The 18990-nt window shown below is 51.4% G+C and carries 16 protein-coding genes and 3 pseudogenes; 16 read left to right on the top strand and 3 right to left on the bottom strand.

Annotation, left to right across the window (positions count from 1 at the left end; genetic code table 11):
- Position 1: 1 nt before the first annotated feature.
- The 3 genes and pseudogenes from LK536_RS46345 to LK536_RS46335 form a co-directional block, all read left to right on the top strand.
- Positions 2 to 1045, top strand: coding sequence for a ribonucleotide-diphosphate reductase subunit beta (locus tag LK536_RS46345; RefSeq protein ID WP_120054890.1), 1044 nt, complete (start codon positions 2 to 4; stop codon positions 1043 to 1045).
- 92 nt (positions 1046 to 1137) lie between these two features.
- Complete coding sequence (locus LK536_RS46340) at positions 1138 to 2409, top strand: M20 family metallopeptidase (protein WP_331472137.1); 1272 nt, start codon at positions 1138 to 1140, stop codon at positions 2407 to 2409.
- Positions 2297 to 2524 (top strand): annotated as a pseudogene (locus LK536_RS46335) (DUF6783 domain-containing protein); the annotation flags it as partial. The gene LK536_RS46340 and the pseudogene LK536_RS46335, both read left to right, overlap by 113 nt.
- Before the next feature lie 54 nt (positions 2525 to 2578).
- On the opposite strand, the gene LK536_RS46330 reads toward LK536_RS46335, so the two are convergent.
- Positions 2579 to 4375: a sigma-54-dependent transcriptional regulator gene (locus tag LK536_RS46330; protein WP_025485244.1), complete on the bottom strand. Its 1797-nt coding sequence runs from the start codon at positions 4373 to 4375 to the stop codon at positions 2579 to 2581.
- Between the two features lie 221 nt (positions 4376 to 4596).
- On the opposite strand from LK536_RS46330, the gene LK536_RS46325 reads away from it, so the two are divergent.
- The 7 genes from LK536_RS46325 (at position 4597) to LK536_RS46295 (ending at position 13047) form a co-directional block, all read left to right on the top strand.
- A complete protein-coding gene (locus LK536_RS46325) occupies positions 4597 to 5904 on the top strand; it encodes a four-carbon acid sugar kinase family protein (RefSeq protein WP_227795716.1) in 1308 nt (435 codons plus the stop codon).
- Positions 5898 to 7058: an iron-containing alcohol dehydrogenase gene (locus LK536_RS46320; protein ID WP_227795717.1), complete on the top strand. Its 1161-nt coding sequence runs from the start codon at positions 5898 to 5900 to the stop codon at positions 7056 to 7058. The genes LK536_RS46325 and LK536_RS46320 overlap by 7 nt, the downstream gene beginning before the upstream one ends.
- Positions 7059 to 7250: 192 nt before the next feature.
- Entirely contained in the window at positions 7251 to 8153 is a 903-nt protein-coding gene (gene dapA / locus LK536_RS46315; protein WP_008720275.1) for a 4-hydroxy-tetrahydrodipicolinate synthase, read from the top strand.
- Between the two features lie 5 nt (positions 8154 to 8158).
- Positions 8159 to 9235 (top strand): 4-hydroxythreonine-4-phosphate dehydrogenase PdxA, encoded by a 1077-nt coding sequence (pdxA, locus tag LK536_RS46310; RefSeq protein ID WP_474912571.1) that lies wholly within the window; start codon positions 8159 to 8161, stop codon positions 9233 to 9235.
- Entirely contained in the window at positions 9232 to 10344 is a 1113-nt protein-coding gene (locus LK536_RS46305) for a TAXI family TRAP transporter solute-binding subunit (protein WP_227795718.1), read from the top strand. The genes pdxA and LK536_RS46305 overlap by 4 nt, the downstream gene beginning before the upstream one ends.
- Positions 10345 to 10375: 31 nt before the next feature.
- Complete coding sequence (locus LK536_RS46300; protein WP_008720272.1) at positions 10376 to 12289, top strand: TRAP transporter permease; 1914 nt, start codon at positions 10376 to 10378, stop codon at positions 12287 to 12289.
- A 14-nt stretch (positions 12290 to 12303) separates the two neighbouring features.
- Complete coding sequence (locus LK536_RS46295) at positions 12304 to 13047, top strand: SDR family NAD(P)-dependent oxidoreductase (protein ID WP_008720270.1); 744 nt, start codon at positions 12304 to 12306, stop codon at positions 13045 to 13047.
- On the opposite strand, the pseudogene LK536_RS46290 reads toward LK536_RS46295, so the two are convergent.
- Positions 13016 to 13138 (bottom strand): annotated as a pseudogene (locus LK536_RS46290) (DUF6783 domain-containing protein); the annotation flags it as partial. The gene LK536_RS46295 and the pseudogene LK536_RS46290 sit on opposite strands and share 32 nt — an antisense overlap.
- On the opposite strand from LK536_RS46290, the pseudogene LK536_RS46285 reads away from it, so the two are divergent.
- The 4 genes and pseudogenes from LK536_RS46285 to LK536_RS46270 form a co-directional block, all read left to right on the top strand.
- Positions 13115 to 13231: pseudogene (locus LK536_RS46285) on the top strand (DUF6783 domain-containing protein); the annotation flags it as partial. The pseudogenes LK536_RS46290 and LK536_RS46285 overlap by 24 nt on opposite strands.
- Positions 13221 to 13667, top strand: a complete 447-nt coding sequence (locus LK536_RS46280; RefSeq protein ID WP_008720268.1) for a NanQ anomerase/TabA/YiaL family protein — start codon at positions 13221 to 13223, stop codon at positions 13665 to 13667. The pseudogene LK536_RS46285 and the gene LK536_RS46280, both read left to right, overlap by 11 nt.
- 131 nt (positions 13668 to 13798) lie before the next feature.
- Positions 13799 to 15322 (top strand): FAD-binding protein, encoded by a 1524-nt coding sequence (locus tag LK536_RS46275; RefSeq protein ID WP_025485253.1) that lies wholly within the window; start codon positions 13799 to 13801, stop codon positions 15320 to 15322.
- Positions 15323 to 15388: 66 nt separating this feature from the next.
- The gene (locus LK536_RS46270) at positions 15389 to 16312 is read left to right on the top strand and encodes a sugar phosphate nucleotidyltransferase (RefSeq protein ID WP_008720264.1); all 924 of its coding nucleotides are present in this window, start codon (positions 15389 to 15391) and stop codon (positions 16310 to 16312) included.
- 202 nt (positions 16313 to 16514) lie between these two features.
- On the opposite strand, the gene LK536_RS46265 is transcribed toward LK536_RS46270, so the two are convergent.
- Positions 16515 to 17366, bottom strand: coding sequence for an aldo/keto reductase (locus LK536_RS46265; RefSeq protein ID WP_227795719.1), 852 nt, complete (start codon positions 17364 to 17366; stop codon positions 16515 to 16517).
- Between the two features lie 248 nt (positions 17367 to 17614).
- On the opposite strand from LK536_RS46265, the gene LK536_RS46260 reads away from it, so the two are divergent.
- Positions 17615 to 18019 carry a MerR family transcriptional regulator gene (locus tag LK536_RS46260; RefSeq protein ID WP_008720261.1) on the top strand — a complete coding sequence of 135 codons (405 nt, stop codon included), beginning with the start codon at positions 17615 to 17617 and terminating at the stop codon, positions 18017 to 18019.
- A gap of 334 nt (positions 18020 to 18353) precedes the next feature.
- Complete coding sequence (yyaC, locus tag LK536_RS46255; protein WP_008720258.1) at positions 18354 to 18953, top strand: spore protease YyaC; 600 nt, start codon at positions 18354 to 18356, stop codon at positions 18951 to 18953.
- Positions 18954 to 18990 lie beyond the last annotated feature (37 nt).

Genomic DNA, 18990 nt, shown 5'->3' with positions numbered 1-18990 from the left:
CATGACAGTTTTAAAGGCAAAATCCCTGTTTAACCCACAGGGTGACACGGATAAGAACAGCCGGAGGATGATTGGGGGCAATACCACCAATCTCAACGACTTTAACAATATGAAGTACACCTGGGCCAGCGCCTGGTACAGACAGGCCATGAATAATTTCTGGATACCGGAGGAGATTAACCTGAGCACGGATGTGAAGGATTACCGGAACCTGTCCGCGGCGGAGCGGGAGGCATTTGACAAGATACTCAGTTTCCTGGTATTCCTGGATTCCATACAGACAGCCAACCTCCCCTGTATCGGCCAGTACATAACGGCCAACGAGGTGAACCTGTGCCTGACCATACAGGGATTCCAGGAGGCGGTGCACAGCCAGAGCTACAGTTATATGCTGGATTCCATATGCAGCCCCGTGGAAAGGGACCGGATCCTTTACCAGTGGAAGGAGGATGGACACCTTCTGAAACGGAACACATTTATCGGGAACCTTTATAACGAGTTCCAGGAAAGAAAGGATGACATCACCCTCCTGCGGGTCATGATGGCGAATTACATCCTGGAGGGCATATATTTTTACAGTGGCTTCATGTTCTTCTACAACCTGGGCCGCAACGGGAAAATGCCGGGAAGCGTCCAGGAAATCCGCTACATCAACCGGGATGAGAATACCCATCTGTGGCTGTTCCGCAGCATGATAGGAGAACTTAAGAAAGAAGAACCGGGCCTGTTCACACCGGACAATGTGAAAATGCTGGAGGACATGCTGAGGGAAGGCGTGAGCCAGGAAATAGAATGGGGCTGTTATGTGATTGGGGATGAGGTGCCGGGACTGACAAAGGACATGGTATCGTCCTATATCAAATACCTGGGGAACCTGAGGTGGACCGGCCTGGGCTTTGAGCCGCTGTATGGAGGATATGAGAAGGAACCGGAATCCATGGCATGGGTGAACCAGTATTCCAATGCCAATATGGTAAAGACGGATTTCTTTGAGGCCAAGAGCACGGCCTATGCAAAGAGTGCGGCGATTATTGATGATCTGTAGGGAAGGTTTAAGGGCGCATAGGGGTTGAAGTATCTGTGCATTGTAGTAGAATGATAGGATGAAGCATTAGAAGTAATGGGAGGAATTGGGAAATGGGAAATGATGGGCTGAATCCGGAGGAAGCAAAGGCTGGAATTTGGGAATCGGACGCGGAGCATGGATTGGATGATGAGGCCTGGGACCTGGCCGGACAGCTGGTAAGGATTGACAGTTCAGACCCCGGCGCCTATGAAGGGCGGATTGAGGGATGGATAAAGGAATGGCTGGTACGCAAGATACAGATGGCGGGAGGAAGCCTGGCAGGACGGATGGAACTTAAGGAGCAGGAAGTGCTTCCCGGACGCTTCAACCTGATGGCGCGCATACCGGGCAAATCTGAAAAACCGGGACTTACTTACATATGCCATATGGACACGGTGATGCTGGGGGATGGATGGAATGAGGATACGCCTGCCCTGGGAGCTGTGGTTACACAGGAGGACGGCGCGAAGCGGCTTTACGGAAGAGGGGCCTGCGATATGAAATCCGGGCTTGCCTGCGCCCTGACAGTATTTGCACGGGCAGTGGAGCTGGTGGGGAAGAAGGGGCAGCTTCCGGACAGGGCCTTTACCTTCATCGGAACCGTTGATGAGGAGGATTTCATGCGGGGCGTGGAGCGGGCCATACAGGATGGCTGGGTTTCTGCACAAGACTGGATACTGGATACAGAGCCTACGGACGGGCAGATCCAGGTGGCCCACAAGGGGCGGACCTGGTTTGAGCTTACCATGGACGGAATCACGGCCCATGCCAGCAATCCATGGAAGGGTGCGGACGCGATTGCAGCCATGGCAGAGGCGGTCAGCTTCATCAGGAAGTCCGTCGCGGCCTGTCCGTCCCACCATGACCTTGGGGTTTCCACCGTGACCTTTGGACAGATAACCGGAGGCTACCGCCCGTATGTGGTGCCGGATACCTGTAAGGTGTGGATTGACATGAGGCTGGTGCCGCCCACGGACACCAGGGCCGCGGAGCGGATCGTGAAGCAGGCCATAGAACTGGCGCAGCAGGAAGTCCCCGGCGTGAAAGGCCGTTATGTCATAACCGGCGACCGTCCCTATGTGGAGAAGGACGATGGTTCCCTGCTCCTTGGGCATCTGAAGCAGACCTGCGATGAGGTGACCGGCATGGATACTGTCATCGGGGCGTTTAACGGTTATACGGACACGGCTGTCATTGCCGGGACCCTGGGGAACCATGACTGTATGTCCTATGGGCCGGGAAGCCTGGAGCTGGCCCATAAGCCCAATGAGTATGTGCCTTATGAGGATGTGTGCAGGTGCAGGCGGGTGCTGTGGCGGCTGGTGGAACGGACGGTTTTTTAGAGCGTGCTTGAAAATTCATTCCCGCCATCTGCACCCCCCACATCGCGGCATATTTGGTCCCAATTCGGTCAACGTAGCCCGCTACGCCTCCCTCATCGGGACCAAATCTCCCACGAAGTGGGACGCACAGCTGACGGAAAGCAATTTTCAAACACGCTCTAGGGCCTGTTTATCTGCGGTTCATATACCTCCACAGTGTGGTCCGGCTGATTCCAAGCTGTTTCGCTGCCGCGCTTTGGTTGCCGTTGTTCTGGGACAGTACCTGTCCGATTATATCGCAGGTAATCTCGTCTAAGGTACGGTTTATATCCAGACCTGTATGGCGGGTCTCCTCTGTCTGGCCGGAGCCGGTAAAGGAGGAGGCCCTTTCCTTTTCTAAAAGTGACCTGACGTCACGGGCGCTTATATACGGTGTGGAGGTAATGACTGCCAGTTCATTGATGACCCGCTTGAACTGGGTGTAGTTATACGGCCAGTCATATGCCTCCAGCAGTGCCATGGCCTCCGGTTCGAACCCGATGATCTGGCGGGCCAGCTCCACGTTCAGGTTCCCAAGGTACAGGCTTGAAATGGTGGGGAGTTCCTCCATCCGTTCACGCAGGGGCGGCAGATGGATGGTCATGCAGGAGAGCAGGTTGACAAATTCCCTGGCAGCAGACGGCAGGGCGGTTTGGCTGGCGCTGACACAGGAGAATATAAGCCGGTTCCGCTTGTCCAGATTCATGTCCAGTATGATGGAAAGAAGCTGTTTGCGCCGTTCCGAGGGAAGCTCCTCGATATTTTTAAAATATATCGTATTGTTGTTATCATTTAACGGTGAGTTGTAATGATTGGTTAAAAAGCCCCAGCTCTTGTCATTGACAAGACTGCAGTTAATGGCGATAAGCGGATTGTGCTGCAGGGAGCTTTGTGCATAGATGGCCCGGGCAATCTGTTCCTTTCCCGTGCCCTCCTCGCCTGAAATCATAACCGGAAAGCTGCTCTGGCTGATCTGCTCCACCGTATTCCTTAAACCCTGCATGGAGCCTGTGATACTGTAGAAACTGTTGTAAAAATGCTGTTCCGCCTCCCGCTTGTTGGAAAACAGGATGCCGTATTTGCTGGTGGCCATGGGTACCTTGGTGGATGACACGTAAAACACGGCGTAACGGTGCAGGGACTTTTCAATCACACGGCTGTTGATGGAGAACAGGTTGCCGTCAATGTTGCGGAATGCCTTGTAATTATCCCCGTTCAGTGTCTCGGGTATCTCCCTGCGCAGGATATCGGTGATTTCAGAATCATCGTTGTCCCAGGTGGTGAAGTACAGGTTCTGCTTTTCATCAAACACAAACGTATAGGAATTTTCCCCGCGGATGATTTCGCCCAGAAGGGAATTTTCCTCTTTGATATTGGCATAGCTGATGCAGAGCTTGTATGCCTGGTCAAACGCATTCTCGATGCTTTCGTTGCCCGAGGTAATAAGGATGGAATTCAGCCCCAGCTTTTTGGCGGTTGTATTGGCAATCATGTCACACAGGATCATGCGGCATCCGTTCTTCTTTAAATCCCGCAGGGTGGATTCCACTTCATTTTCATTGTGTATGGTCACGATGTCTATCTTATATTGCAGCAGATCGCAGAGCAGGTGGGCGCTGCTGGTGATGCTGGGGAACCCGACCACGGCGTACTTGTCGGAATAGTTCTCAGCCAGCTTCATGGCCCTCAGTATATCGTAGACGGACAGGCTGATTTCGATGACAGGTATATGGGTCACCTTGCCAATCATTTCCGCTGTGCCGCCCCGCGATATGATGACGTCATAGTTTCCCTGGATATTCTTCTGGGCGATATCAACCCCCTTTTTTAAATCCCCCACATACACATCCATTTCCATCTGAGGCCTTTTCCGGGCCAGCTTTTCCATCACATTTTTCATTGCTTCATAAGGGGCGATTCCAAGGACTTTAATCTTAGGCGATTCCATATAAGCACCTCCGCTGTTTCTATCTGAAACAAGTGTAACATAATTGAACATATAAATCCAGGGGTAGAATTAAAATGTTTCATATATGAACATAAAAGACGAGAAAAGCAGTTGAAAACCCAGGCAATATTTAGTAAACTGAAACAGAACTAAGAGAGAAACAATAAAAAACTAAACCTGTATGTTCATAAATGCAACATACGGGGACTGGCGGTGATTGAGTGATAACCTTACTGATAATAGCGGATGATTTTACAGGTGCTCTGGATACGGGAGTCCAATTCGCGGCGGCTGGCACCGTTGTGAGGGTGGTTACGGATATCCGGTATGATTACAGGAAGGCGGACGAGGGAGTCAGGGTCCTGGTAATGGATGCCGAGACAAGGCATCTTGACAGCAGGGATGCTTATGAAGTGGTGTGGAATATCACAAAGAGGGCCATGGCCTGCGGCATACCATTTATTTATAAGAAGACAGACTCGGCATTACGGGGGAATATCGGCAGTGAGCTGACCGCGCTCTTAGACGCATCCGGTCAGGACATCCTTCCTTTCATTCCTGCATTTCCACAGATGGGCAGAACCACAAGGGAAGGAATCCATTACATAAATGATGTTCCTGTAAAGGACAGCGTATTTGGGAAAGACCCCTTTGAGCCGGTCACCTGTTCATTCGTACCTGATATCATCCATCAGCAGAGCAACATCCGGGTTGAAGTGATTAAGGAAGAGGATGGGGACGGCAATACGGCCCTGATGGAAGATGGGCAGGCGCCGGACGATGGCCCGCTGTCACGCATAGCTGTATATGATGCACGGTCACAGGAGGGCCTGACAGCCGCCGCTTTGGACCTGTACCGTAAAGGCCGGTTGTCGGTCATGGCCGGATGCGCGGGATTTGCATCGGTACTGCCCGGACTTTTGGGCCTGGAGGGCCGGGAATCCTATGCGCCGGAATTCATACCCAGGTTCCTGGCAGCCTGCGGAAGCGTGAATCCCATCACAAAAAAACAGCTGGATTATGCGGAGGAACATGGATTCACCAGAATACGGCTGACACCCAGGCAAAAGCTGGACAGGGGATTCTGGAAGACGGATGAGGGGCAGGCAGTGCTGAAAAAGTGGATGCTGCAATTCCGGCTGGAACGCAGGTCCATCCTTGACAGCAATGATTACGACGGGACGGATGAGACCATGGAATATGCCAGGGAAAAGGGCATCAGCCTGGATGAGGTGAGGACCAGGATAGCGGATTCCATGGGTTATATCCTTAAGCATATGGTGGAACGCGGTCTCAACAGTACGCTTTTGATAACAGGAGGCGACACGCTTCTGGGATTCATGAATCAGATAAAGGTCTGTGAGATGGAACCGGTCTGCGAGATGGCGCCGGGAACCGTGCTGTCACGCTTTAAGATTAATGATAATATGTATCAGGTCATATCCAAGTCAGGCGGCTTTGGGACAGAGGACCTGCTGGTACAGCTGGCGGATACGATATTGTATAAGAAAGAGAGGGTATTATGCTGACACAGTATATATTAAAGATGCCTCATGTGGTTTACAGCGGTGAGGGAGCCTTGGACCATATCAAGGAGATTGCCGGAACATGTGCCGGGAAAGCAGTTGTGTTCAGTGACAAGGGAATCATGGCTGCCGGACTCCTTGAGAAACCATTATCCCTGCTAAAGGAGGCGGGGGTAGGATATTCGGTCTTAGACGGACTGCCTGCAGAGCCTGACTGTGATGAGGCCCAGAAGGTCATTGACGCTTTTAAGGCTGAGAAGGCCGGACTTATTATAGCAGTTGGCGGTGGAAGCGTGATGGATATCGCGAAGCTGGCCTCGGTCCTGGCAACGGACGCATACACGGTCAGGGATTTGCTTGATGATCCCTGTCTTGCAAAGAAATGCGTCCCAACCCTCATGATACCCACCACGGCAGGGACTGGTTCCGAAGCAACCCCCAACAGCATTGTGGCGGTTCCTGAGAAGGAGCTGAAGGTAGGGATTGTCAACGATGCGATGATAGCTGACTATGTAATCCTGGACGGGGAAATGATTAAAAACCTTCCAAGGAAAATCGCGGCAGCCACGGGTGTGGACGCCCTTGCCCATGCGATTGAGTGTTATACTTCCAATAAGGCCAATCCCTTCAGCGATACATTTGCACTGGAAGCCCTGGATTTAATCCTTACCAATATAGAAAGGGCGTGTGATGACCCCGATGCCCTGGATGCCAAAAACGCCATGCTCATAGCCGCCTTCTATGCGGGCGCAGCCATAACCGCATCAGGAACAACGGCAGTTCATGCACTGTCCTATCCCCTGGGAGGAAAGTACCATATACCCCATGGCGTTTCCAATGCCATGCTCCTGGTACCGGTGATGAAGTTTAACGAACCGGCCTGCAGGGACAGATTCGCGGCAGCCTATGACCGGATAGCCGGAGGCAAAGGCATGCCCCAGAGGACACCGGAGGAAAAGTCGGCCTGGATCATACGCCGTCTGGACGAGATAGTAACCCATCTTGAGATACCGTCCAGCCTCAGGGAGTACGGGGTTGGGGATCAGGACCTGGATGCACTGGTGGAGGCAGGCATGGACGTCAAGCGGCTTCTGGTGAATAATATGCGGGAAGTCACCCCTGAGGATGCCAGGAAACTGTATATGGAAATCATGTAAAATGCAGGAATACAAAGAATACATGTAAAATGAAGGAATACAAAGATGCATGTAAAATGCAGGAATACAAAGGTACATGTAAAATGCAGAAATACAAAGATGCATGTAAAATGTTGGAATAAAGAAATACATGTATAATGTTGGAATAAAAAGAATAGCAGGATTTGGCATAGAAGGAGGAGGAACAACAGGATGAAAAAGGTGGAAATCAAGGGAATCATCCCGCCGATCATTACGCCCATGAATGAGGACGAGACCATCAATGAGGCAGAACTGAGGAACCAGGTCAACCGCCAGATAAAGGGAGGCGTCCACGGCCTGTTCCCATTTGGGACGAACGGGGAGGGATACATATTAAGCGAGGCGGAAAAAGAGCAGGTCCTGGGCATTGTGATAGATGAGACAAAGGGACGGGTTCCGGTCTATGCGGGAACCGGGTGCATCAGCACAAAGGATACCATCCGCCAGTCCAGGATGGCGCAGTCCCTGGGAGCGGATGTGCTCTCCATCATTACCCCGTCCTTTGCCGCGGCGTCCCAGAATGAGCTGTATGAGCACTACCGTGCAGTGGCAGAGGCAGTGGATATGCCCATTGTCCTCTACAATATACCGGCCAGGACCGGCAATGCCCTGGCGCCGGCAACGGTTGCCCGTCTAAGCAGGATAGAAAATATTGTAGGGGCCAAGGACAGCTCCGGCAATTTTGACAATATGCTCCAGTACATTGAACAGACCAGGGAAAGCGACGGCTTCGCCGTGCTGTCCGGCAATGATTCCCTGATACTCTGGAACCTCCTGGCAGGGGGGACGGGCGGCATCGCAGGATGTGCAAACGTATTTCCGGAGGTGATGGCGTCCATTTACGATTACTTTGTGGCAGGCGATATGGAAAATGCCAGGAAGGCCCAGGACAGCATCCGTTCCTTCCGCGCATGCTTCCGGTTCGGCAATCCCAATACCATTGTAAAGACAGCGGTAGCGCTTTTGGGATATCCGGTAGGAAAATGCAGGGCGCCGTTTAACCAGGTGCCGGAAGAGGGCATTGAGGCGTTAAAGAAGGTGCTGGCTGAAAACCATGAGAAAGGGATGTGCTGACAGATATGGATGAGCGTCTGATAATTGGGATTACAATGGGGGACCCGGCCAGTATAGGACCGGAGATTACGGTAAAGGCCCTGGCCAACAATGAGATTTATGACAAATGCCGTCCGCTGGTCATCGGGGATGCGGGCGTGATGGAGGCAGCAGTTAAAATTGTGGGAAAAGAGGATGTCAGGATACATCCGGTCCATTCCGTAGAAGAGGCCCTGTTCCAGGCAGGTACCATAGATGTGTATGATATGGATCTGGTGGACGTGGATAAGCTGGAACGTGGAAAGGTATCCGTGATGGCCGGGGAGGCCGCGTTCCGTTACGTGGAAAAGGTGATACAGATGGCCATGGCCGGGGAGGTTGACGGCACGGTCACCAATGCCTTTAATAAAGAAGCCATCAACATGGCCGGACATCATTACTCAGGCCATACCGAAGTGTATGCGGATATGACAGGAACCAAAAAATATACCATGATGCTGGCCCATGAGAATATCCGGGTAGTGCACGTATCTACCCATGTATCCCTGCGGGAAGCCTGTGACCGGGTGAAGAAGGAACGGGTGCTGGAGGTCATACGCATTGCATACCAGGCCTGCAGGGACCTGGGGCTGGAACAGCCAAGAATCGGCGTGGCAGGCCTTAACCCCCACAGCGGGGAGAACGGCCTCTTCGGCAGGGAGGAGATTGACGAGATCATCCCGGCGATTGAAGCTGCCAAGGCAGAAGGAATCCAGGCAGAGGGCCCGGTTCCGCCGGATACAATCTTTTCAAAAGCCAGAGGCGGGTGGTATGATATGGTGGTGGCCATGTATCATGACCAGGGACATATCCCGCTGAAGGTAATTGGCTTCGTATATAATCAGGAACAGCAGAAATGGGATGCGGTCGCGGGTGTTAACATAACGCTGGGGCTTCCCATCGTAAGGGCCAGCGTGGACCACGGAACCGCATTTGACCAGGCGGGCCAGGGAATCGCAAATGAGTTAAGTCTGATAAATGCCATTGATTACGGCATTCGTCTTTCAAAAAGCAATAAAGCAAAAACTGTAAAAAGAACAATAGACGGAGGGTTAAGTAAATGAAAAAGACAATGAAGAAATTATTTGCATTCGGTATGGCAGGTATGATGGCAGCAGGGCTGGCAGGCTGTTCCGGTTCAACCCAGGAAACCACTGTGGCTGCTTCGGTGACAGAAGCACAGGCTGACACGCAGGCCGGGGAAAGCGCGGCCAGCCAGACAGACGGTGCCTATGCGGTAACGGCACCGGTTGAGATTACATTTGCAACCCAGGACGTAGGGACCACGGCATATGTATATGCGTCCACGATGGCAAATCTGTTTACGGATGCATTTCCAAACGGCTCTGTCATTGATGTGACCACCACATCCCCAGGCGGCGTGGGTTCCCCTGTGATTCTTGAAAATAACCAGTGTAATGTGACAATCAGCAACGGCGCTCCTGCAAAATGGGCTTGTGATACAGGGATTCTTGGAAATCCGCCCACAGAAAGCGTAAGAGGCCTTGCAGGCGGCCTGGACAAGGCAATCCTCAACGTGATTTTTACCCAGTCGTTTGTTGATAAGACAGGTATCACAACGGTTGAGGAGCTGGTTGCCCAGAAGTATCCAGTCCGCATAGCAGTTAAATCCTCCGGCGCATTCGGGGAGCTGGCCTGCAATAAGGTGCTGGAAGTGCTTGGGGTGAGCTACGAGGATGTTGAGTCCTGGGGAGGAAGCGTTACCCAGACAGGTTCAGATGCAATTGTCAGCCTGTTAAAGGATGGCAAGGCAGATATGACGATTGACCATATCGCGCCGGGACAGTCCGCCACATCCGAACTGTGTATGACAGCAGATATGTATTTCCCTCAGTTAAGTGACGATACCCTGGAAAAGCTGACAAAAGAAGGCTTTGACTATACCGTCATTCCGGCAGGAACCTGGTCAGGCCAGGACGCGGAAATCAAAACAGTCGGTTCCCCGCAGGTAATCCTTGTATCCGCTGAGCTGGATGATGCCACTGTATATACAATGACAAAGGCCCTGTGTGAGAACACACAGACACTTGTGAACGCAAGCGCCGCCCTGGAGGCATTTGATCCTGAGACTGCATGGGAGCCCATTAAGCTGGGCGCTCCGATCCATCCAGGCGCTGAGGCTTATTATAAGGAAATGGGTTATATGGAATAAATGACATTTGTCTGACAGAAAGGGGCAAATAATGGAAAGAGTAAAAATACCACCCAAGAAAATGGCCTATATTGCAGTCGGTACGGTCTGGATCCTGTTTCAGTTATATCTGGCGCTGGTGTCCCCGCTGCATCCCATGCTGCAAAGCCCGGTGCACCTGATGTTTGCGCTGCTCATTGTATTCCTCAACAACCCGGCTGACAAGAAGTCAGGGAAGCCGTGGATGAAGGCTTTGGATATACCGGTTTATGCAGGCATAGCCTTTGTCCTGTACTATGTGATTGCCAATACTGCACGTCTTACTTCCCGCGTGCAGTATGTATCACCTGTTACAATGATTGATAAGATTGCCATGGTGGTATGTATCATCATACTTCTGGAGGCAGTCAGAAGGACACTGGGAACCATTCTGTTCGGATTCATCCTGTTCTTCATTGTATACTTCTGGTTCGGGAAATATTTTCCATCCATCTTCCGGTTTAAAGGGACCAATATGCAGCAGTTCACGGAACTGATGACCATGGGTTCCAGCGGTATCTATGGGACCCCGCTGTATACATCGGCCAGCAGCCTGTTTTACTTCATGCTTTTCGGCGTATTCTTTTCCGAATGCGGAGGCGGACAGCTTCTCATTGACCTGGGCATGAAGGTGTCCAAGAACGGCGCCGGCGGTCCTGCAAAGGCAGCCGTCATCTCCTCCGGCCTTATGGGAATGATTTCAGGAAGCGCCGTTGCCAACGTGGCAACCACCGGTGTCATGACAATTCCCATGATGAAGAAGATTGGCTATGAACCACACCAGGCAGGGGCCATTGAAGCGGTTGCATCCACCGGCGGACAGATCATGCCCCCGATTATGGGCGTGGGCGCGTTCATCATGGCGGAAATGCTGGGGGTTCCATATAAGACCATTGCATTTGCAGCCTTGATTCCTGCCATTGCCTATTTTATGTCCGTGTTCCTTCTGGTTACATTCATGGCTGATAAAAAGAGCATGATTGACGGGGCACAGAAGGCAGAGGCAATCCAGACCGAGAAGATACTGCCAAGACTGTATCAGATCATTCCCGCCATTGTGCTGGTTTACTACATGATATCCGGCGCATCCCTGATGCGGAGCGGCATGATGGGTATCTTCACCTGCCTTATCATCAATGTCGTGAGCAAATTTGTTTTAGGCGGAAAGTACTGTGTCAGCCTTAAGAAACTGGGGGAAACCGCTCTTCAGGGAGTGAAGCAGGCTTCTGAAATTGCCGTGCCCACAGCTGCATGCGGAATCATCATCGGCGTTGTCATCCAGTCCGGCCTGGCAACCAAGGTATCCAAGCTTATAGCCAATGTGGGATCCAGCTATTTGATTATTGCACTTTTGATTACAATGCTGGGATGCATGCTTTTAGGAATGGCGCTTCCTACGGTGGCGGCTTATCTGGTGGCAAATGTCCTGTTCGTGCCAACCCTGATTGGCCTTAACATCCAGCCTTTGCAGGCAAATATGTTTGTATTCTATTTTGGTATCATGGCTCAGATCACACCGCCTGTGTGCGTGGCGTCCTTCACTGCGGCAGGTATAGCGGGGGCGGATTCCATGAAGACGGGGCTGACGGGTTTTGCGTACGCATTGGTGGCGTTCCTCGTACCGTTCATTTTCATATACGACCCGTCCATCCTCCTGGTAGGAACGCCTCTTGAGATTGTCAAGGGAACCCTGATCCTGTTCCTTGGAACATACCTGCTGGCATCCGGAATGGCCGGATTCTTCCTGGTACCCTTAAATAGGATAGAGAGGGGAATCCTGCTGGCATCCGCAATCCTGATCATCCTTCCTGAGACAATCACTGATATCATAGGAATCGCGGTGGCAGTTGCATTCTTTGTCATCTGTTCAGCAAAGAAACGGAAATTCTACAGTAAGGACAGAGAAGAAAGTAAAGTCGTGGCATGATGGGGATGAAGGATATGTTAAAAGGAAAATCTGCTATTGTCACCGGTTCCAGTAAGGGAATCGGCAGGGCAATTGCCCTTGCACTGGCGGCAAACGGCGCTGACGTGGTGATTAACGGCAATGATGAAGAAAAGTTAAGGTGCGTGAAGGCAGAGGCAGAAGCCCTGGGAGTAAAATGCCGTGTTGTCAGGGGGGATATCTCTGACAGCGGCACGGCTGCCAGACTGGCTGGCGTCTGTATGGAAGCATTTGGGAAAATCGATATATTGGTGAATAATGCAGGCGTGAACAGCCGCATTCCTTTTCTGGAACTGACAGAGGAGGAGTGGCACAGGATGATGGGGATCAACCTGGACGGCGTATTCTACTGCTGTAAGGCCGTGCTCCCCCACATGGTGGAGAAACAGTCGGGAACCGTCATCAATATCTCATCCACGGCCAGTAAGACCGCCCATGCCAATGCCTCCATATGCTATGGGGCCAGCAAGGCGGCGGTCAATTCCATGACCCAGAAGCTGGCCTATGAGATGGGGCCGTACCATATCCGTGTAAACGGCATTTGCCCAGGCCCCATTGAAACGGATATGTCACTGCAGTGGACGGAGGAGTACCGCAGGAATGTGGTAAAGAAAATCCCCCTGGGGGTTCTTGGAACCACGGGAAATGTAGCCGATGTGGCTGTTTTCCTGGCCTCGGACATGGCGGGATTCATAAACGGGGAAACAATCAACGTAAACGGCGGAAGCTACATGAATTAGAGCATGTTTGAAAATTCATTCCCGTCATCTGCACGCCCCACTTCGCGGTATATTTGGTCCCAATTCAGTCAGCGTAGCCCACTACGCCTCCTTCATCGGGACCAAATCTCCCACAAAGTGTGACGCACAGCTGACGGAAAGCAATTTTCAAACACGCTCTAGAGGACAGGCACATGGTTATTGACAAAACAGAGAACATATTATTTTATACGCCCATGATTCCCGCCCTCAGGGCAGGAATGGAGGCGGTCAAGGCGATGCAGAAGCTGGAGCCGGGCAAATATAAGTTTGACGGCGGTTTCTTTAACGTGCAGATGGGCGATACGAGACCCATGGATGAGGGGACCTTTGAGGCGCACCGCAGATATATTGATGTCCAGATCATGGCCGAGGGCTGCGAGGAACTGGCATGGGCGGATGTGGCGGATTTAAAGACCGTGGTCCCATATGATAAGGATAAGGATGCGGAGAGGCTTCTAGGGGATACCGGGAACCATATCCGGGTGGACAAGGGGATGTTCTACATTGCATTTCCCCATGACGGGCATAAGCCTGTATCCCATACGGATGAACCCCATTCTTTTACCAAAATCATTATGAAGATACCTGTAATGAGTTAGGGCGTGTTTGAAAATTACTTTCCGGCAGCTGCCCTAAGGAATCCACCAGAGGTACCCCCTTAGGACCAGACACGCCCTAGGCACTGGCACGATGGCATTCCACCGTGCCGGTACACTAATCGGAGGAATATATGGCAAAAAAACATGATGTTATCATTGTAGGCATGGGGCTTGCTTCCCTGGCAACAGCAGCAAGGCTCAGTGAACTGGGTGTAAAGGATATCGGTATTTACACCACTGCATATGGCGGAACACCATATATTGCAGCAATTAATTTCGTCCTGCCGGACAATCCTTACGGGGATACCATCGGGCAGTATAATGATGATATGATTCATGCAGGATATGGGATTAATAACAGGACGCTGGTCAGGGACATGACGGCCAGCACCATGGAGGGATACAATCTCCTCTGCCGCTGGGGTGTGGAATTTGCAAAAAATGAGGATGGGACTACAAAACTGAGGCATCTCTCGGGCCATACATATCCAAGGTCCCTGTGCTGTACCACTGAACTGATTGGCGTTGAGATCGTAAAGAAGCTGGTGGATGGACTGGAAGAAAATGGGATTCCCATCCACATGGGATATGAATGCCTTCATGTCCTGACGGAGGATGGACATGTCTGCGGAATCACGGTAAAAAATCCGGAAGGCGGAATCGAAAATATCCATGCGCCTGTTGTGGTGGCTGGCTGGGGCGGGGTAGGAAACCTGTTTGGGGTTTCCACATACCCTGGGGACATCAAGGGCAATACCCTTGCCATTGCAAAGGAAGCCGGAGCAGAACTGGTTGATATTGAATTCCTGGAATATGAACCGATGGTTGTAATGAGCCCACCCGGCGCAGTGGGAGAACCCTGCCCCACCGCCATGCTGGGTGAAGGAGCATACCTTCTCAATTCAGAGGGGGAGCGCTTCATGTTAAAAGTGAGGCCTCAGGGAGAAGGCGGTTCTCCTAAGACACTGATTAATAAGCAGATATGGAAAGAGGTTGACGCAGGCCGGGGAACGCCCCATGGCGGCGCGTGGGTGGATTTACGGCATATTGACAGGAATGTGTTAAAAGCCTATCCCTGGTTCTTCAACCGCCTGATGGATAATGGGGTGGACCCCAATCAGGAACTGGTGGAGGTTGGTCCTATGGCCCATAGTTTCTCAGGAGGAATCATGGTGGATGAAAATTATGAGTCCACCGTAGCCGGATTCTATGCGGTGGGGGAGGCCTGCGGCGGCGTACATGGGGCATGCAGGTGCGCGGGCAATGCAGCCAGCCAGGCCACCTTGTCAGGACTTCTCTGTGCCCAGGCCATTGCAGGTTTAAAGGCCTGCCAGCCTGAACCGGTCCATGACCTTCCGGCGGAATATAAGGAGGATGCAGGCGTATACGGAAGATATGTCCCTGAGGCAAAGGCAATTGCAGTCAAAGCCCTGGGAATCTACCGCAGGGGAGAGGAGCTTTTGCAGGCCAGGGCGCGTTTGGATGAAATGCTGTCCCAGCAGGAGATAAAGAAGGATACACAGGCGTTTCAGATTGTAAAGTCCATCCGTCTGATGGTGGAGGCGGCGTGGAACAGGAAAGAAAGCCGCGGGACACATATGAGGCTTGATTACCCGGAAGCGGATAAAGAATATGAGAAAGAATTTCCAATATAAAATTTTGCCTTTTTCTCCCGATTGTGCTATTATGTAACCAGTTCATATCAAAGGAGAAAAAGTACTATGAGAGAGACTGCGCTGGTAATCATGGCGGCCGGAATCGGAAGCCGCTTTGGAGGAGGAATCAAGCAGCTGGAACCAGTGGGACCAGGTGGGGAGATTATCATGGATTATTCCATCCATGACGCCATGGAAGCAGGTTTTAACAAAGTTATCTTTATTATCAGGAAAGACCTTGAGAAGGATTTTAAGGAAGTTATCGGCAACAGGATAGAAAAGCTTCTGCCTGTGGAATACGCCTATCAGGAACTGGACGCCCTTCCGGCTGGCTATGAGGTAACGCCCGGCCGTACAAAACCATGGGGAACAGGACAGGCCGTCCTTATGGTAAAAGGAATGGTGAATGGTCCCTTCCTGGTCATCAATGCAGATGACTATTATGGCAGGGAAGGCTTTAAGAAGATACACGATTACATGGTCAATGTCATGGACGGGGATTCAGACGTATATGACCTGTGCATGGGCGGATTCGTGCTTTCCAATACCCTGAGCGACAATGGCGCTGTTACCAGGGGCGTATGCCAGGTGGATGATGACGGTATCCTTAAGACGGTCAATGAAACTTATAATATCAGGATGACCGATGAGGGACTTTTGGCAACCGACGAGCAGGGTAATCCTGTCACGGTCAGCCCGGACCAGCCGGTTTCCATGAACATGTGGGGCATCCCGGCCGGATTCCTGGATGAGTTAGAAGCAGGCTTCCCTGCGTTCCTGGATAACCTGAAGGAGGGGGATGTTAAATCAGAATATCTTCTTCCCAGGATCATCGACAACCTGGTACAGTCAAAGCGTGCAAGGGTCACGGTCCTTGGCACCCCGGACAAGTGGTTCGGGGTCACCTATAAAGAGGACAAACAGGCCGTGGTGGATGCTGTCAGGGCGCTGATTGACGCCGGAGTGTACAAAGAGAAGCTTTACAGCTGATGAATAAAATCAGGGATGGATCTCCTGTTTATGAGGTCCTCCCTGATTTTTACGTATGTTGTAAATGCCCTGCTTTTCTTCTGTTACGGCATTTCTTTTGAGAGGGACCGATGGTCTTTTATGTGTCCCCGCTGAAATGATGTGTGTATCTGTCCCGCATTATATCCATGCACAATGCACAACCGTGTATCTTCCCAATCCGTTAAAATGTCCTTGTATCCGGGTCAGCGGCAAAGCCGACGCATCCCTTCAAACCGGCAATCAGCCGGACATCTGCTTCCTCCAGCTCAAAGTCGAAGACCCTGGCGTTCTCCTGGATCCGGGAAGGGGTGACTGACTTAGGAAGCGGCAGGTACCCTCTTTGCAGGCTCCAGCGGATGCAGATCTGTGCGATGGAACGCCCGTATTTGTCTGCTAGCTCCTGCATCTCGGGCACCTGGAAAATCTGTCCGATGCCAAGGGGGCTGTAGGCTTCCAGCAACATGCCCTTGGAGCGGCAGTAGTCCACAACCTCCTCCTGCGTTTCTCCTGGGCAAAGTTTCATCTGGTTCACCATTGGGGGGATGGTGGCGGTTTCCATCAGGGCTTCAATGTGATGCTGCCGGAAATTGCTGATTCCGATGGCGCGGATCCGGCCGGCTTTGTACAGTTCCTCGAATGCTTTCCAGCTGCCTGCATTAGCCTCCTGCCAATGGTCACGGAAGGCAATGGGGTTCGGCCAGTGAATCAGGAACATGTCAAGGTAATCAAGACCCAGTTTTTCCATGGTGCCCTCAAATGCCTCCATGGTCTTTTCGTAGCCGTGGGCCTGGTTGCTCAACTTCGAGGTGATGAAAAGCTCCTTCCGGTCGATGCCGCTCTCCTTTATGGCTTTGCCCACGCTGTCCTCGTTCTCGTACATTTCGGCGGTATCGATGTGGCGGTAGCCTGCCTCGATGGCGGCTTTCACCGATGATACGCAGACATCCCCGTCGGGAGTCTGCCATGTACCGAAGCCAATACAGGGAATTTCCACCCCATTGGACAGCCTGTAGCAATCAGTTAATGATTTCATTCTCTTTCCTCCTGTTCTGTTTCTTGACATATGATTGAATTGTGCTGTATGATAATCATAAACCTTAGCGTTAACGCTAAGTCAAGCTTTTTTTTGCGTTACCTCCGTAAAATGTAATATTAAATTCGTGTTTCACCAATTAAATTCGTGATTGACGATTTTAGTGTTACACTTATCATGGTATGATTATCCTGTTTTGTGTTACTTCGTTACTTAACGTTACCTAAAATATATTGGAGGTTCTTTCTATGGGATATACGATTAAATATGTAGCTGAAAAAACACACCTTAGCCCAAATACCCTTCGGTATTATGAAAAGGAAGGGCTGCTGCCCAACGTCAAGCGGACAGAAAGCGGAATCCGGTATTATACGGATGGGGACCTGGAGTGGCTGGGATTAATCACCTGCCTGAAAAACACAGATATGTCCATAAAGCAGATCCGCGACTTTGTCAATCTGTGCTACCAAGGACCTGAGACACTGAAGGAGAGATGTGAAATGCTGATTGAGCATAAACGTGAGGTCGAAGGACGTATTGCGCAGATGCAGCAGCACCTCCAGGTGGTGACGCATAAAATCCAGCGGTTTACGAGAGAATATGAGGAATTTTTGTCGGAAGATAAAGATTCCGGGACATCAGGGAGTGTTTGATTATTTTTGTACGCTGCCTGGCCGGAGGACAGGGATATCCCATTGGGGAAGTGGGACGCACGGCTGACGGACAGCGTACCCCGCCGAATCTTTCAGGATTCTTTTTCTGTTTATGAACACAAAAACGGGGCATACCACAGCAGGCTGTTTATCTGCTGTCATAGCAGCATTTTCCAGGCGGGCACGCGGATACTGTCAATCCGTGTGTCCCTTTTTCATGCATAATTTCAAAAGCCCAAGCCTATACTATAAAAACAGCCCTTATCAGCCAATGAATACCAATTTGCACGGTAAGGCCTGACATTTTAATAAATTTCGGGTGGACAACTTGGATATGAGATTATGGAAGACATTTAACATACAAAAACGGGAAGGCATTGCCTATTATAATACACAGTCAGAATTTGAGACAGAACAGTTCGCACTGCACCTGAACCGTCTAATCTGTGAGGAAATGACGGCTACCGGTAAGGACGGGGTCATGTTCCTGTGTATTGGCACGGACCGATCGACCGGGGACAGCCTGGGTCCGCTCATAGGGCATAAGCTGCGGGGCAGACGGCTGGCCGGGGCGGCGGTCATCGGTACCCTGGATAAGCCGGTACATGCCATGAACCTGGACCTTTACGCCAGGTATATAAAGCTTCACTACCCGGATTACGTGGTGGTGGCCATCGATGCCTCGGTGGGCAGTCCGGACCATGTAGGATATGCCACCTTGGGGCGCGGGGCGCTGCAGCCCGGGCTTGGGGTATCCAAGAACCTGGAGGCGGTGGGGGACATTTCCATCACAGGGATTGTAGGCGGGGCAGGCAGCCGCGACCCGGTCATGCTTCAGAGCGTCCGCCTGTCCATTGTCATGAAGATGGCGGACTGCATCTGCGAAGGAATCTGTCTTGTCGAACGATTATGGGATAATGCCGCCATAATATGACAGAATCTGCACATGGAATCTGCTATGCTTGTACAGA

This window comes from Clostridium pacaense, from assembly GCF_020709765.2.
GTDB classification, from domain to species: domain Bacteria; phylum Bacillota; class Clostridia; order Lachnospirales; family Lachnospiraceae; genus Enterocloster; species Enterocloster hominis.
The sequence above is the reverse complement of the archived record's forward strand: the minus strand, read 5'-3'. Positions and strand labels throughout refer to the sequence as shown.